Source organism: Candidatus Atribacteria bacterium, from assembly GCA_011056645.1.
Classification (GTDB): Bacteria; Atribacterota; Phoenicimicrobiia; order Phoenicimicrobiales; family Phoenicimicrobiaceae; genus Sediminicultor; species Sediminicultor quartus.
Genome location: DSEL01000164.1, coordinates 1 through 14626, shown reverse-complemented (window position 1 = coordinate 14626; position 14626 = coordinate 1). Strand labels below are relative to the sequence as shown.

Annotated in this window: 14 protein-coding genes and 1 riboswitch; of the genes, 5 read left to right on the top strand and 9 right to left on the bottom strand. The window is 34.8% G+C overall.

Annotated features, from left to right (window positions below; all coding sequences use genetic code 11):
- The 9 genes from ENO17_07195 to ENO17_07155 all read right to left on the bottom strand — a co-directional run.
- Positions 1 to 268: branched-chain amino acid ABC transporter permease (locus tag ENO17_07195; GenBank protein ID HER24815.1), on the bottom strand; the 268-nt coding region annotated here is incomplete at its 3' end.
- A 4-nt stretch (positions 269 to 272) separates the two neighbouring features.
- Positions 273 to 1166 (bottom strand): branched-chain amino acid ABC transporter permease, encoded by an 894-nt coding sequence (locus ENO17_07190; GenBank protein ID HER24814.1) that lies wholly within the window; start codon positions 1164 to 1166, stop codon positions 273 to 275.
- 197 nt (positions 1167 to 1363) lie between these two features.
- Positions 1364 to 2485 carry an ABC transporter substrate-binding protein gene (locus tag ENO17_07185; protein ID HER24813.1) on the bottom strand — a complete coding sequence of 374 codons (1122 nt, stop codon included), beginning with the start codon at positions 2483 to 2485 and terminating at the stop codon, positions 1364 to 1366.
- Between the two features lie 686 nt (positions 2486 to 3171).
- Positions 3172 to 4848 carry a LysM peptidoglycan-binding domain-containing protein gene (locus ENO17_07180; GenBank protein HER24812.1) on the bottom strand — a complete coding sequence of 559 codons (1677 nt, stop codon included), beginning with the start codon at positions 4846 to 4848 and terminating at the stop codon, positions 3172 to 3174.
- Between the two features lie 282 nt (positions 4849 to 5130).
- Positions 5131 to 5640 (bottom strand): flavin reductase family protein, encoded by a 510-nt coding sequence (locus ENO17_07175; protein HER24811.1) that lies wholly within the window; start codon positions 5638 to 5640, stop codon positions 5131 to 5133.
- A gap of 47 nt (positions 5641 to 5687) precedes the next feature.
- A complete protein-coding gene (locus tag ENO17_07170; GenBank protein ID HER24810.1) occupies positions 5688 to 5900 on the bottom strand; it encodes a hypothetical protein in 213 nt (70 codons plus the stop codon).
- A gap of 59 nt (positions 5901 to 5959) precedes the next feature.
- Positions 5960 to 6280 carry a hypothetical protein gene (locus ENO17_07165; GenBank protein HER24809.1) on the bottom strand — a complete coding sequence of 107 codons (321 nt, stop codon included), beginning with the start codon at positions 6278 to 6280 and terminating at the stop codon, positions 5960 to 5962.
- Positions 6281 to 6426: 146 nt separating this feature from the next.
- Positions 6427 to 7389: a hypothetical protein gene (locus ENO17_07160; GenBank protein HER24808.1), complete on the bottom strand. Its 963-nt coding sequence runs from the start codon at positions 7387 to 7389 to the stop codon at positions 6427 to 6429.
- A 113-nt stretch (positions 7390 to 7502) separates the two neighbouring features.
- Positions 7503 to 8624, bottom strand: coding sequence for an Ldh family oxidoreductase (locus tag ENO17_07155; GenBank protein HER24807.1), 1122 nt, complete (start codon positions 8622 to 8624; stop codon positions 7503 to 7505).
- 423 nt (positions 8625 to 9047) lie between these two features.
- Between ENO17_07155 and ENO17_07150 the strand changes: the two genes are divergently transcribed.
- The 5 genes from ENO17_07150 (at position 9048) to ENO17_07130 (ending at position 13521) form a co-directional block, all read left to right on the top strand.
- Positions 9048 to 9671 (top strand): GntR family transcriptional regulator, encoded by a 624-nt coding sequence (locus ENO17_07150; protein HER24806.1) that lies wholly within the window; start codon positions 9048 to 9050, stop codon positions 9669 to 9671.
- Between the two features lie 170 nt (positions 9672 to 9841).
- Positions 9842 to 10795 carry an L-threonine 3-dehydrogenase gene (locus ENO17_07145; GenBank protein HER24805.1) on the top strand — a complete coding sequence of 318 codons (954 nt, stop codon included), beginning with the start codon at positions 9842 to 9844 and terminating at the stop codon, positions 10793 to 10795.
- A gap of 182 nt (positions 10796 to 10977) precedes the next feature.
- A complete protein-coding gene (locus ENO17_07140) occupies positions 10978 to 12216 on the top strand; it encodes an aminotransferase class I/II-fold pyridoxal phosphate-dependent enzyme (protein ID HER24804.1) in 1239 nt (412 codons plus the stop codon).
- Positions 12217 to 12423: 207 nt separating this feature from the next.
- A riboswitch (cyclic di-GMP riboswitch) is annotated at positions 12424 to 12511 on the top strand.
- Between the two features lie 118 nt (positions 12512 to 12629).
- On the top strand, positions 12630 to 13262 hold the full coding sequence (locus ENO17_07135) for a hypothetical protein (protein ID HER24803.1): 633 nt from the start codon (positions 12630 to 12632) through the stop codon (positions 13260 to 13262).
- Positions 13263 to 13320: 58 nt separating this feature from the next.
- Positions 13321 to 13521, top strand: coding sequence for a hypothetical protein (locus ENO17_07130; protein ID HER24802.1), 201 nt, complete (start codon positions 13321 to 13323; stop codon positions 13519 to 13521).
- The last annotated feature ends 1105 nt before the right edge of the window (positions 13522 to 14626 follow it).

Sequence of the window (14626 nt, the reverse complement as noted above, 5' to 3'; positions counted from 1 at the left end):
GTATATAAATCATTTCCTTATAATAGGAAGGAAGCACTAATAAGGTAGTAACATAGGCGCCAATAGCCATAAAGCCAGCATGGCCCAGGGAAAATTGACCGGTAAACCCATAAATTAAGTTTAAACTTATACCTAATGTAACATAGATAGCACCCAGATTAAGAATCCTTAACTTGTAGGCATCTAAATGCTTTTCGGCAAGATAGACTAATATCACTAACATGATTAAAGCGAACAGTGTAAATATTTTTTCATTTTGTTTTTTCATTGGGTTACACCTTCTCCTGTACTTTTTTACCTAAAATACCATCAGGTTTAAACAACAGGATTAAAATCAGAATTAAAAAGACAAAGGCATCTCTATATCCTGATATTGCTGGTAAAAAAGCAACAAATAATATTTCAGTCATACCCAAAACTAATCCGCCGAGCATCGCCCCCGGTATATTTCCAATCCCTCCTACCACCGCTGCAATAAAAGCTTTTAAACCGGGTATCATACCCATGGTGGGAAATAATTGGGGAAACCTTAAGCCCCACAAAATACCACCCACGGCTGCCAGAGCAGAACCAATAATAAAAGTTACAGATATAGCTTTATTAACATCAACCGCCATTAATCTGGATGTCTCTATATCTGTAGATATTGCTCTCATAGCCAGGCCAGTCTTTGTTCTGTAAATTACATATAGCAGTAACGTAAGAAAGATAGAGGATACAATGATGGACGCAAAAAGAGTTGATTGTATACGAATCCCCCCAAACTTATATAACCTTGTGAAAAATTCGGGACGATGAACAGACTTGGGAATTCCAGAAAAAACCACAATCGCTAAATTTTGTAGAAAAAATGATACGCCAATGGCTGAAATCAAGGCAGAGATTCTAGGGGCATCCCGCAAGGGCTTATAGGCAATCTTTTCTGATAGCATTCCAGTCATGGAAGTCAAGGCAATAGCAACGATAATTGATGCCCACCAGGGTAAATGAAACATCAAGAATCCAAAATAAAGAAAATAAGGCGCTAACATAAAAATTTCTCCATGGGCAAAGTTAATTAATCTTAAAATACCATAAACCATAGTATATCCTATGGCGATTAAGGCATATAAACTTCCCAGGGATAAACCGTTTGCAACATTCTGCAAGAATAAATTTAGTGACATAGAACTCTCCTTATACTATTTGGAATTGTCATTGCGTAATAATTATTAATATGAAATATCAATTAAATAATTGTTGTTTTAAAATTTGATTTAATGAAAACTTAATCGAAAAGTTCTTTTTTCACAGAGAGAAGAGATAGGATTCGCTATCCTATCTCTTCTCTCTGTGAGTTCAATTAATTAATTATTTATTGTATTTAGGGAGTAACAGTAGTCTCATATTTATACTCTCCATTTACCACTTTAACCAAAACAGCAGGTTTAATGGCATCCCCAGTTTCATTAATGGTAACGGAACCACCTGCACCCTGGAAGCCTTTGGTTGCAGCCAAAGCATCCCGAATAGCTTTCGGATCAGATGAACCGGCTCTTTCAATGGCATCAAGCATTAAATTGTAAGAATCATAAGTAAGAATAGATACAGCATCTGGTGCTAAACCATATTTTGCTCTGAAAAGAGTAGCATATTTTTCCGACTCCGGAGTAGCCGGTTGATCTTCAGCAAAGAAGGTACTGGCAATTAAACCTTCGGCTGCCTCTCCTGCTAATTCAATTAAAACTGGATTATGTAAGGTATCGCCACCTAAGTATTGACCTGTATATCCTAATTCTCTCCCTTGAATAGCTATTAAGGCAACATCTCCGAAATATCCGGGGAAGAACAATGCTTCAGCACCGGAAGCGATAATCTGACTTAATTGGGCACTAAAATCCTGGTCACCGGTATTATATTTGGTGTCACTAACGATCTCCCCACCAAGTTCTTCAAATGTTCTTTTATAGAAATTAGCTAAACCTACTGAATAATCCTGAGCAATATCTACCAAAAGTGCTGCTTTTTTGATTCCCAAATTTTCAAAAGTATAGCGAGCCATGACCTCTCCCTGAAATGGATCAATAAAGCAAGTACGGAAAACAAAATCTTTGCCCTGGGTAACCAATGGGTTTGTTGCTGTGCCAGAAAGCAAAGGAATTCCTGCTTTATTGGCAACTTCACCGCCCGGAATGGCCATACCGCTGCCATAACTAACAAACACTCCTACTACACCATCTCTTTCAATAAGCCTCGAAACCGCATTTGCGGCCTCAACCTTATCACTTTTATTATCAACAAGAATTAATTCTACTTTCTTTCCTAATACTTCAGGTTTTTGCTCATGGGCAAGTTCATAACCTCGCATACAAAGCTCTCCGCCTACTGCCATAGCCCCGGTCATTGGTTCAGCAATTCCAAGTTTAATTACATCCTGCGCAAGAGCTGCACCACCAATAGCAATTATAAGTACAGCCAAGGTTAAAACAAATAAACTTTTTCTCATTTCTTTTCTCCTTCCTATTAAATTATAAATCTCATTAAATATGAATCTTTTCGACTAACTATTTTACTTTCTGAAAATCTTATAATTTTATTATTTGTTCAGCCCCCCCTCTCCATTAATTTTTATTTTGACTGTTGAGCTATGTCGAGCATAGGGTAATTTAACTAAAATATCATTTTCTATGTTAATTTATACTGACCTTAATATCTATTATTCATTTTTTTACCATGATGATTAATTGTTTCAGAATGATTGATAAGAACCTGACATATATTTTTTCCTAAATAGTTCATCAAAAAATGGAAATTTATAAATGTTCAATTTAGCGGAAACCCATCCTATGTATAAATGGGAATGTGGAAAAAATCCCGATAAGCCGGGACAGATGAAAACATCTTTTGGTAAGCACAACGTCTTGAGAGGCGTGTGTATCAATATTGTAATATTCTCCTTATCAGCAAATATAAATTCAATTTTTATCGTAAAAATAGTTATTTTATCTACAATTTTGAAAGTATTTAGTTAATAATATCAGAATGCCATAAAAAGTTTAGCACTAAATTTATTAAAACACAAATATTTTTTCAATACTCTCTACGTTTATATCCACTTTTATCAAATAGTATTAAAAAGGGGATAACATTTTAGCATGTCATCCCCTTTTTAATTTTTTAACTACTTAACTACTAATCGGTAGGTATGATCAGTTCCTGACCAGGCCTGATAAGTCTCGAGTTACTTAACTCATTAAGATCAACAATTTTCTCTACTGTTGTTCCGAATTTCTGGGCAATTTCCCACACAGAATCTCCGGCTTCCACTACATAAAGTTTCCCGGCTTTTTCTTCGGATAACCAATTTTGTTTAACTAGTGATATAATTCCTGCTTTTTCTACTGCCTCCATTAGAGCATCCCTTATGGGAATGAAGGTATCCAATCCATCTTTTGCATTTGTAAAGTTATAATTATCTCCACCGGTAAACATAAAGTCATTAGTAACCACAGTATAATATTTATCCATTTCAACTGGAGTACCGTCTGCTAATTCCATACTGGTAATTCTGCTACCTGCTTCCGCTTGGGAGTTATAGGTTACCCTTACTCCGGCAATTTGCACCCAGCCAATATCCTCATTCATAATACCATGTTCAATGTTCGCCTTTATATCTGCACCGGATAACTTCATAGTATATAAAGTATTATCAAAAGGCATTACTTCATATAGTATCCCCGCAGTAATATCTCCTGCCGGAATAGGAACTCTGAGTCCGCCACCATTAGTCATGGCAATCTGGACTCCTGCCGCGTCTTTCATTACCTCACAAGCCCATTCACCCAACAAAGATGGTCCTGCATATCTATCATGGTCTAATTCTACTGTAGTTTTTCCTAATACTTTTCCTAAAACAGGGCTTAATTCTTCTTCGTATTTCTGGTATATTGCCAAAGTATTCGCATCATCCTTAAGGGTGTCAGGTCTCTCATAGAGATTATCTAATACGGGCTCTGCGCTAACTAGCTTATTATTTTCATCAAAAAGGAAAGTCATTTTCGCAATTGTCCGGCCGTTATAGTAAGCCTGCACCAGAGGTTTGCTATCAACCAGACCACTAATCCTTTGATGGGTATGAGCTGATATGACTGCATCTACTCCATCTACCTGAAATAAATCTACAGCTTCACCAGTAACTTTTCCTTCTTTATCCTGAAAAGCACCCAAATGAGTTAAAGCGATAATCAAATCTGCTCCTGCCGCTTTTACTTTTGGCACCCAATCGATTAGAGTTGGCACAGGATCTTTAAAATCATAATTTTCTACATTTGCCTTCAGGGTCTTATAAGCGGTCTCTGGAGTAGCCAAACCAATGAATCCAACTTTTATTCCAGTTTTATCGAGAATGACATAAGGTTCTGCCCATCCGACCGGCTGATTAGTCCGCTTATCATATATATTAGCACAAACAAAAGTTAATCCACCATCTTCTGCCCATGTAGAAATCCTATCAATCCCCCAATCAAATTCATGATTACCAACTGCCGATAATTCTACACCTATTTCTTTGAAAACTGCAGAAACTGGCTCACCATACAAAAGGTTGGACATTGCACTCCCCTGATAATTATCTCCAGCTGATACAATAATTGTACCTTCAGGGTTTTTTGCTTTTTCTACCTTTAAAGCGTCGGCAAGTTTTGCTGCCCCGACATTTTTCCCGCCAGGAGCGAGACTTCCGTGAAAGTCATTAATCGATAATACAACCACTTCTTTTTGTGCGGCAAAAATAAAACACACTGAACTTAGAATCAACAAGAAAGTTAACAGAAAAATTAATAGTCCCTTATTTATTTTAAATCTCAACATATTGACATTCACTCTCCTTATTTTTTTTAATTAATTTTCCAAGCCATCAAATGCATATTAAATCTTTAGTGCTTGTACTGAATTTGCCACCTCCCTTTTTTCTTACTTTTAACTTTGCACTTATTACATTTTTTTCTACCTTAAATTCAATAATGTAAAATAGATTTCTTATTTCTTTTTTCTACATTTACCTTGGATAATCCTTCTTTTAATAAAAAATTATTTGAAATAAATATCACTCTTTAGTCTTTTATATAATTTTTAACTTGATTGTAAAATTAATTAACTATTTTTGTAACATGCTACAATTTCACCAAAATATAAAGTATGATAGTCATTATCCGAATATAGATACTCTCTATATTCTTTACACAGGAAATCAGCTTCCATTTTGTTTTTATAAACAATTTTACATTCAAAATGAAATCCAGGGAGATCAATAATGGGAGTGTTTACTTTTTGAGCGGGAACTACAGATAATTTACATTGTTTAAACTTATCAAAATCCCTGCCGGATTTAGTGCCGCAAAAGCTTAAAGCTTCTTCTAAACCATCCCTGGGAATACTAACCGTAAAACTGGAAGCCTTTTCGATAATGCAATGAGTAAAACGGCTCTCTCTAACCATTACTGTCATTATCGGCTTTCTCCACATATATCCGATGGCAGCCCAACCAATAGTCATAACGTTTATTTTTTTATCGTCCGTTGATTTAGCTACCAAAAATGCACCTTTAGATTTTATTTGTTGCAATACTTCTTCGGTAATAGATAAATAATTAACCTTTTTCATAACTATTTTTCTCCTTAAAGAACATACAATATTACCCTTTAATTTTATTAATCAACTTCCTTCAACTTTTCTATCATTTTTATGAAATCATCTATCCATTCTGCGCTAAAGTTTACACCTTTGGGTGTGGGAATATATTCATCACCGTCCTTTGGTTTTACATATTGTCTTAAATCAACTCTTTCTACTCCTCGAAACTCACCGATAGATAGAACCAATCTTTTATTATCGGTAACGTCTAATTGCCCAACTTGCTTCATTTAATCTTTTCTCCTTCCCTCTAATTTTTATTTATTTTTACTCATGCTTTTATATATCTCTATATCGCATCTCGCATCATATTTCTTTCACTGAAATCTTCCAGATTAATTATTTCAATTCTACTTCCTGGATATAATTTCTTAATCTTCCCAATCTCCTGCTTCAAATCGGGAGCAATAACTATTTTTATTTGATTAACATTTTCTGCATAGTTAATTACATTTGGATGAGGGGAACTGGGAATAATAATATAACACCTGGTTATTTTATTTTTTATGATGTATTCTTTCAGACTTCTTAGGCAAACCATGCCTAACTTCTGGGTAAAAGATATAATGATTTTTTCTTTTTTATCGTTCTGCTTCTTTTTGAAAAACATAGTTGTCACCTTATTAGATTAAAAACTTAAAAATCTTCTAATCCGCTAATCTACCAATTAGCCAATTAACGGTTAACCAGCTAACGAATCTTCTATTTTCATTTTTCTTTGTTTTCTTCACTATATACGTGATAGTTGGTAGGAGTTTACTCAAATGACTCTTTTAATAGATCAAAAAAACCATTTAAATAACCTATGCCCAACAAAATATCTTTTTTCATCAAATCAATTAATCTTTGGCTGTCTGAAGAGTTAGCAATTTTCTTCATTTCTTGCTCAGTAAGAACAATCAGCTTTTTATCATTATTTAATTCAGGAAATAATTTCATAGTTTCTTTATAAGAAGAGGTAAAATCTTTTCTGGCTTCCTTGCTTAGTTTAATGGCGCTATCGACCACATCCTCTATTTTAATCGTTTTTACCTTGGGGAGTAGGTTATAAAACTCGTCTTTATTGTGTTCAAAAAGATATCCATTAAAATCTTCATATCCGTAATGAGCGTTGGTTGCCAGTTTAACCAGTTTTTTAACCTTAAAAAATTTCTTAAAAAGAGTCTTCAAAGGGACTGGATAGGCATGATAAGGCTGGGAAAGATCTTCTAAATAATGAATAGCTCGAGCGGCAAATCTAAAACCCCAGTAATTATCGCCTTTCCTAAAGGCAGTTTTTGACATTTCAAAAAAGTGATTAGCTCTTTCCGGCGCATCTCCCGCTTTCACTAAACCTGAAAACACGGAAAAATACATATGACGATATCCATGGCTTCCTCCGGTTAATGCTTGCAATTTATTTAATTTCAAATTAGTATCTAAATCCCAGTCCGGTTCGTCCGAATAATTGATAAGAATATTTGCAGCATTTGTTTTCCCTCCGATTTCCTCATCAATATATTTTATTACAAAATTTGGATTATATTTATCCTGGTCTATATCTTCATAAGAATAAGGAGTTACCTCGATTTCAGGGAAATGGTTTATCCAATCACTATTTTTTATGGCTAATTCGGTATAAAAAAAGTGACTATTCCAGGAAAACACCTGGATATAACTTAAGATAAAAACAGAAAGAATTATCAGAACAACAATTGTTATTTTCTTCCTAAACTTCATCATTACCTCCGAACTATTTTTAGATTGCCATTGTTTATCTTATCGGTGCTTTCTCTAATACAAATAGAAGTTTAAACGTCACAAAAATAACAGAAAAATTAATGATTTCAATCTTATCTTTCAAAAGGGAATTTATATTGATTTAAACCGAGCTCTTTTTTCAAGGTAATAATCTGTTGTTGAAGATTCTTATTAACAGGCGCACCTTTATCCTTTCTTTCCAGCCAGGCTAAATACTCTTTTTCACCGGCAGTGTAAATTCTTTCTGCTTCAGGAGCTTTATTAGAAGCTCGAAGAGAACGAAGGATATCTCCGGTAATTTTCTTAAATATCTCGAGATCGATAAAGGAAGATACGTTAATGGCTATAAAAAAATGTCCCAGGTTAATGGGTGCGAGTTTGCCCTCCTCTACTCCTGATAACATCTTAAGATACTTCCCGTTTTGCAGGGCAGCAGAAAGGATTTCTACTACAGTAGCATAACCATAACCTTTATAACCGGCCATTTCTTCTCCGATGCCTCCTAAGGGAGCAAGAGCAGCTTTTCCTGTTTTTAAGTCTTGTAAAATTTGATGAGTATCTGTTCTGGTCTTCCCATCTTCCCCGATTACCCATCCGGGTGGAATTTCTTTTTCAGCTCGGTCATAAAATTCTATCTTCCCCCTCTGGGTAATAGAAGTGGCGCAATCAAGGACAAAAGGAAACTCTTCGTCAGAGGGCATGCCAAAAGTTAATGGATTAGTACCTAACATATTTTCTATTCCAAAAGTAGGAGCAATCGAAGGACGGGCATTGGTACCGGTAATTCCGATCATTCCTGCTTCAATAGCCATTAAATCATAATAGCCGGCAATTCCATAATGAGTTGAATTTCTCGCTACAACCATTCCTAATCCCATCTTTTTAGCTTTTTCGATAGCCAGAGCCATAGATCTTTTGGCAATTACCTGTCCCATACCGTTGTGGCCGTCAATAACTGCAGTAGTAGGACCATCTTTAATAATTTCTATTTCTGTTTTTGGTGATTGGATCCCAGCTTTAATCCTATCATAATATATAGGTTTTAAGCGCCCAATACCATGTGAATCTATCCCTCTTTTATCAGAAGTAATCAATACTTCAGCACATATTCTGGCATCTTCTTCCGGAACTCCTATCCCCTTAAAAACATCAATCATAAAATTTTCTAAACTATTGAAATCTACCCAAACAATATCTTGCGATTTATTATTCAAGGTTACCTCCTCCTTATTTTTACATTGAAGTATCCAAATAAGTTATTAAAATTAAGACTATTAATTTTAATATAACAAAATTAGAAATGTTTTTCAATTATTTAATTTCATTAGTTGTGCAAAAAGTTATTACTTTTGTTTTCCCACCTTTTTTTTGTTTCTCTAATTTTTTCCTTCACACGATACGCGATACTATCTCATCTTGCGTCTTCTTTGTTCTATTTTCTTAACCAGGTAACCAACTAATCAATTACCTCTTTTCTTTTCACACATTACTCATCACTGTGTTTCTATATGCTAAACGCTGTACGCTCTACGCTGTATTATATACTACATACTATTACTCGGTACAGATTATAAGGTTGACATATCAATACCTTACTGATATATTATTAATATATTAACAATATATAGGTGATATTTATGGTAAATATGGAAATCTACAATAAACTTAAAAAACGAATAGTCTACCTGGATTACCAACCAAAACAAGTGTTAAGCATTAAAGAATTAGCCAAAGAATTTGGAGTAAGCCCTATACCCATCCGCGAAGTTCTCATTCTCCTGGAAAATGAAAAATTAGTATATATAATTCCTAATAATGGTATCTATGTTACTGATGTAAGCTTTCAAGAACTTAAAGATGTCTTTGAGGTCAGACTATTTTTAATTGGATTATCAGGGAGGCTTGCTGCCCAGAGGATTACCTCGGAAGAATTAAACAAATTAAAAGAATTACTTATAAAAATACAACAAGAACAAAACAGAAAAGAATTAATTATGTTGGATGCAGAATTTCACGATTTGGTAAACTGTTCTACGAAAAATCAAACCTTGGTTGAGACTTTGAAAAGATTGCGAAATCAAATTGGCCGCCTCTGGTTCTTTGCTAAAGAAAATGATGCTTATTCAAAAAAAATACCCGACGATTTTAAAGCACTCATAATGGCTCTGGAAAATAGAGACCAAGTCAAGAGTGAACAGATCATGAAGGATCACGCTATTCACTTTATAAATCAGATAAAAATGAGCTTATACAGTGAATAAAAATATTTTCTGTCATTCTGCACTTAATGCGGAATCCATAAATAGGACAATTGCCCTAGATAGATTCTCTCTTCCCAGGCAATAACACTATTAAAGCCAAAATTTTATTATTACTATAATATAAAGTGAATTTCTTAATTCAACTAAATTGAATTGTAAAAGGAGAAGAAATGAAAAGAATTCTTATAACCGGAGCACTGGGTCAAATTGGCTCTGAGTTGGTTTATTTTTTGAGAAAAAAATATGGTAAAGAAAATGTTATTGCTTCAGACATTAAACCTTTACCTGAAAAGATGGTTGACCGGGGTGGAATATTTGAGCATATCGATTGCTTGGATGTACAGGAAATTTTTTCTAAAATTAAAAAATATAGAATAGATACCATATTTCATCTTGCTGCCGTCCTCTCTGCTGCCGGAGAAAGAAATCCCCAGTTAGCCTGGGAAGTAAACATTAATGGTCTTTATAATATACTGGAAGTGGCCAGAGAATATAAATGTTCTGTCTTCTCCCCCAGTTCGATAGCTGCCTTTGGTCTTTCTACCCCCAAAAACAACACTCCTCAAGAGACAATACAAAGACCCAGTACCATTTATGGATTGACCAAAGTTACCGGAGAGTTGCTTTGTGATTATTATTATTCAAAATATAGCGTAGATACCAGAGGAGTAAGATTTCCGGGAATCATTTCTTATGCTACCCTCCCCGGAGGAGGGACTACCGACTATGCTGTGGAAATATTTTATGAAGCAATTAAAAACAAAAAATACACCTGCTTCTTAGATCAAGATACTTACCTGGATATGATGTACATGCCTGATGCTCTAAAAGCCACAGTTATGCTGATGGAAGCTAAACCTTCCCGATTAAAATATAGAAATGCTTATAATGTGACAGCCCAAAGCTTTAATCCGGATCAACTCGCTCAGGAAATCAAAAAACACATTCCGAACTTTGAAATGAAATACGATATTGATCCAATTAGGCAGGCAATTGCCGATTCCTGGCCTAACCGGTTAGATGATTCTGCAGCGAGAGAAGATTGGGGATGGTCTCCTGATTATGATCTTCGAGCAATGTGCAAAGATATGATTGAAAAACTGAAAATTAAACTTAATATTTAAGTAGTCTGAAGCCAGTATCCAGGAGTCAGAAGATTATTAGCGAATAATGTTTAGGAGGTAGGGGTGCGATTCATCGAACCCGTTTCAGGTCGAATAAATTCGACCCCTACAAAAAAACCAAGAACCAAGAACTAAGAACTAACGACTATTCACTATCGACTAAAACAATGGAGGTTTTAAAAATGGGATTAAATAATTTAGAGAAAGTACTTTCCAAAACTATAAAAGAGTTAAAAGAAAACGGAAGATTAAAGGGAAAAGAATCCATTATTACTAAAGTAAAAAGAAGCGAAGGAGAAAAAGGCCCCAGATATTTTCTTAAAAGCAAGGGCGCACAGGAATTTATCAGAATGAATTCTAACTCTTACCTGGGAATGTCTTTAAGAGAAGAGGTCATTCAAGAAGAAGAAAGAGTATCCAGGGAATTTGGCGTGGGACCCGGAGCGGTACGTTTCATTAGCGGTACATTCCAGGTTCACCGGGAACTTGAAAAAAAATTAGCAGCATTTCATCAAAGAGAAGATGCTATGCTTTTCAGTTCTGCTTATTCTACCGTAATGGGCATCTTAACTCCTCTCATCACTCCTGACACCATCGTAATAAGTGATGAATTAAACCATAATTGCATCATCAACGCACTTAAACTTTCTCGGCCAAAAGACAAAAAAATCTATAAACATTTGGATATGAACGAACTTGAAGAAAGGATAAAAGAATCTATTGGTCTTGCAAAAAGATTGATCATTATCACCGATGGAATCTTCAGTATGAGAGGTGATTATGCTCCACTTAATATTATCTCAAATCTTTCAAATAAATACGACCAGGAATTCCCGGAAAATATCCTATTAGTGGTAGATGATTCTCATGGTATTGGAGCTTACGGAAAAACCGGTCGGGGAACAGAAGAATATACCCGTGCAGAAAGAGTTGATCTATTAGTAGGAACACTGGGAAAAGCATTCGGAGTAAATGGTGGATATATTACTTCAAATCAAATAATTATCACTTACTTGAGAGAAACAGCCCCTATGTATATCTATTCTAATCCCATCTCCCCTACTGAGGCTAGTGCAGCTTTAAAATCGTTGGAAATACTGGATAGCGAAAGTGGCATATCTCTTTTAGTTCATCTTCAACAAATGACCAAGAAATTTGAAAACGGTCTCCTTAATTTGGGATATGAAATTATTGAAAGTGACCATCCTATTGTTCCTTTAATGGTGAGGGATACAAAAAAAACATCTGAGTTGGTAAGTTATCTCGTAGATAAGGGGATTCTCTCCACCGGTCTTAATTATCCGGTTGTCCCCAAGGGTGATGAAGAAATAAGATTTCAGGTTAATGCTGATCATACTCCTTATGATATCGATTATGTCCTAAACGTCTTAAAAGAGTATAAACAAAAAATAGATATTTAAATGATCCAAAAGATAAAGTAAAATAAAATATTTTGAATATTGGATTTTTTATGATAATATATTGTAGAAAAATTCTCTTAATATCCAAATATTTCTAAAATAAATTTAATAATTTCCAAATTAATGTCTAAAACCTTCTGATTTGGGGAATATAGTTTATAGAAAAGTGAATTTTGAAAAGAGAATCAAGATTTTAGCAGCTAAACAAGTTGAAAAAGGCAAACTACCCGAAAGGGTAGGACGCAAAGCAATGGGTCTAAGGCACTAAAAGTGCTAAGGCAGCCAAGCTACCGACTTTTTTTTGTTTGAAAAAGCCCATACTTTGCTAAAAGCCTTCACAACTTAAATTAAAAAAAATTTAAGGCTCTGTAAAAAACAGAGGAGATGAGGGAAATAATATGAAAGCAAAAACAATGGGTAAAGTAATCCTAAGCTTGTTCTTAATGGTAATAGTTGCTCTTTTTCTAACGTCTTGTAATGGTGTGGTTACCCCTGAGCTTCAGCTTAATTTAGATGAAGAAATAAATAAAGTCGAAGAAATAGACTCTGTGTATCTGGATGTACCTTATGAAAAATATGCCGGGACAAACTGGTGTCTTCCGGCTTCAGGAGCAATGACCTTTAAATACTTCGGAGAAAACATTAGCCAAGAACAAATTGCCAAAGAAGTAATTCAAGATGGAATAAGTAGTGTATTTAAAATGATTACTTATGCCAGAGAGCTGGGATTTGAAGCAAAATATAACTATATGACCATAAATGAGATAAAAGAAATCTTAAAGGAAGACACTCCGGTAATTGCTGTACAAAATTATAGTCTCACTTTGCCTTATTCGCATGCAAGGGTCATTACGGGATATGATGATGAGAAACAAGAAGTAATTACCAATGACCCAACCGCGGGGAAAGATTATATCATTACTTATTCTGACTTTATCGCTCTAAATACTGGAAGCAATCCTGATTTATGCAAAGTATTAGTAATTTCAACAGAAGAAATTGGCACAAAGAATACATTTCTTGCTAATAATGCAAATAATTCTTAGAAAATAAAGTAAATTTTACCAGATTAAATTTAATTTTTTTAAAAAAGGAGGATAAATGATGAAAATAAAATACGATTATTGTAAGATTGCTCCGCATCAAAATAAATATATTGTAGAGTATGGACATAGTACTTATAAAGGGTATGCTTTATCTTCGCCGATAAAGGTAGCAGATAGAGCCTTCTCCACTGAAAAAAAAGCAGTTCGTTTTGCCAAAAAAATTGTCCCGGTTGAATGTATAAAAAAAGAAGGAAAGTAGGTTAATTTTATTTATGAGTCAAATAATTTATCCAATTTTCAGACCACTATTTTAAATTTTTTAAGTCAAAGTTTTTAATAAAGAATTTTTATTAAAAGTACGGTACCTTAAAGATAATTATTCTAAAGGAGTTCGCTGCAATAAAAAATATTGCCTTTCACTTCTTCATTCAATGAAGAAGTGAAAGGCAATTTTACTACAAGCTCTCTCATTATGCTAACATTACATTTAGTACATTGTATCGATTATAAGAATTTATGTATTGTAAAACTACATTCAATACAATGTAAAATATTCAGTAATTTCAATTTTATGGACAATAAACACCGTATGATTCACCGGGACCTAATCGGTATATCTCATAGGTTGTATATCCAGGTCCGCCATCAATGCGGATATCAAGAGTAGTGATGTCGCCATTACACAGATTGATCATGGTGGGGTCAATAACACCACCATACGTTTGTTTCCACGTGCTGACACCTCCACCACAATGACTCCGATCGTATCTGAATTCAACCATGGTTTCAGGGTCAATACATGCGGAGACGCCAAAGAAAACATGATTTGCTTCATGTACTACTTCAATACACGTATCCGAAAGTCCATAAACACCGCCCTTATTGTCTACAAGGAAAAATTCATCAGCTTCAACGACTACTTCTATAGGATCACTATCCACAACTTCAGGTCCACATGGTCCGTTATATGTATAAGTAACAGTTATGTAACCGGTACCTACAGCTAAACCGTAAAGACTGGTAGAACCTGAAATACTGAAATTACCCGTATCTGGTGAAGTTATCGCTATAGAGCAAGTACAATCAGCACAAGAATTAACACATTCATCAAGAGTTATTGGTGTACCTGGAACCCCATCAAACTCAGGAGTAATGGTAATTTCTGAACCTATATCCCTATCTTGGTCAACACATACTACAATCGGGCCGCCTTCAAATGTTGCGCCCGTTAAAGCAGGTAGTTCGGTAATGGTTATTGTGGCTGTATCACTGACACTGCTGCATTCATCAGTTACTGTCAGAGTTGCAGTGTAAGTTCCTGCAGGTAAGGCAACACCTGTTGGGTCTTCATCTGTGGAGTCTAT

Coding starts and splice junctions, on each gene's coding strand:
- ENO17_07190 (HER24814.1), bottom strand. CDS start 1,166: ATGTCACTAAATTTATTCTTGCAGAATGTTGCAAACGGTTTATCCCTG.
- ENO17_07185 (HER24813.1), bottom strand. CDS start 2,485: ATGAGAAAAAGTTTATTTGTTTTAACCTTGGCTGTACTTATAATTGCT.
- ENO17_07180 (HER24812.1), bottom strand. CDS start 4,848: ATGTTGAGATTTAAAATAAATAAGGGACTATTAATTTTTCTGTTAACT.
- ENO17_07175 (HER24811.1), bottom strand. CDS start 5,640: ATGAAAAAGGTTAATTATTTATCTATTACCGAAGAAGTATTGCAACAA.
- ENO17_07170 (HER24810.1), bottom strand. CDS start 5,900: ATGAAGCAAGTTGGGCAATTAGACGTTACCGATAATAAAAGATTGGTT.
- ENO17_07165 (HER24809.1), bottom strand. CDS start 6,280: ATGTTTTTCAAAAAGAAGCAGAACGATAAAAAAGAAAAAATCATTATA.
- ENO17_07160 (HER24808.1), bottom strand. CDS start 7,389: ATGAAGTTTAGGAAGAAAATAACAATTGTTGTTCTGATAATTCTTTCT.
- ENO17_07150 (HER24806.1), top strand. CDS start 9,048: ATGGTAAATATGGAAATCTACAATAAACTTAAAAAACGAATAGTCTAC.
- ENO17_07145 (HER24805.1), top strand. CDS start 9,842: ATGAAAAGAATTCTTATAACCGGAGCACTGGGTCAAATTGGCTCTGAG.
- ENO17_07140 (HER24804.1), top strand. CDS start 10,978: ATGGGATTAAATAATTTAGAGAAAGTACTTTCCAAAACTATAAAAGAG.
- ENO17_07135 (HER24803.1), top strand. CDS start 12,630: ATGGGTAAAGTAATCCTAAGCTTGTTCTTAATGGTAATAGTTGCTCTT.
- ENO17_07130 (HER24802.1), top strand. CDS start 13,321: ATGAAAATAAAATACGATTATTGTAAGATTGCTCCGCATCAAAATAAA.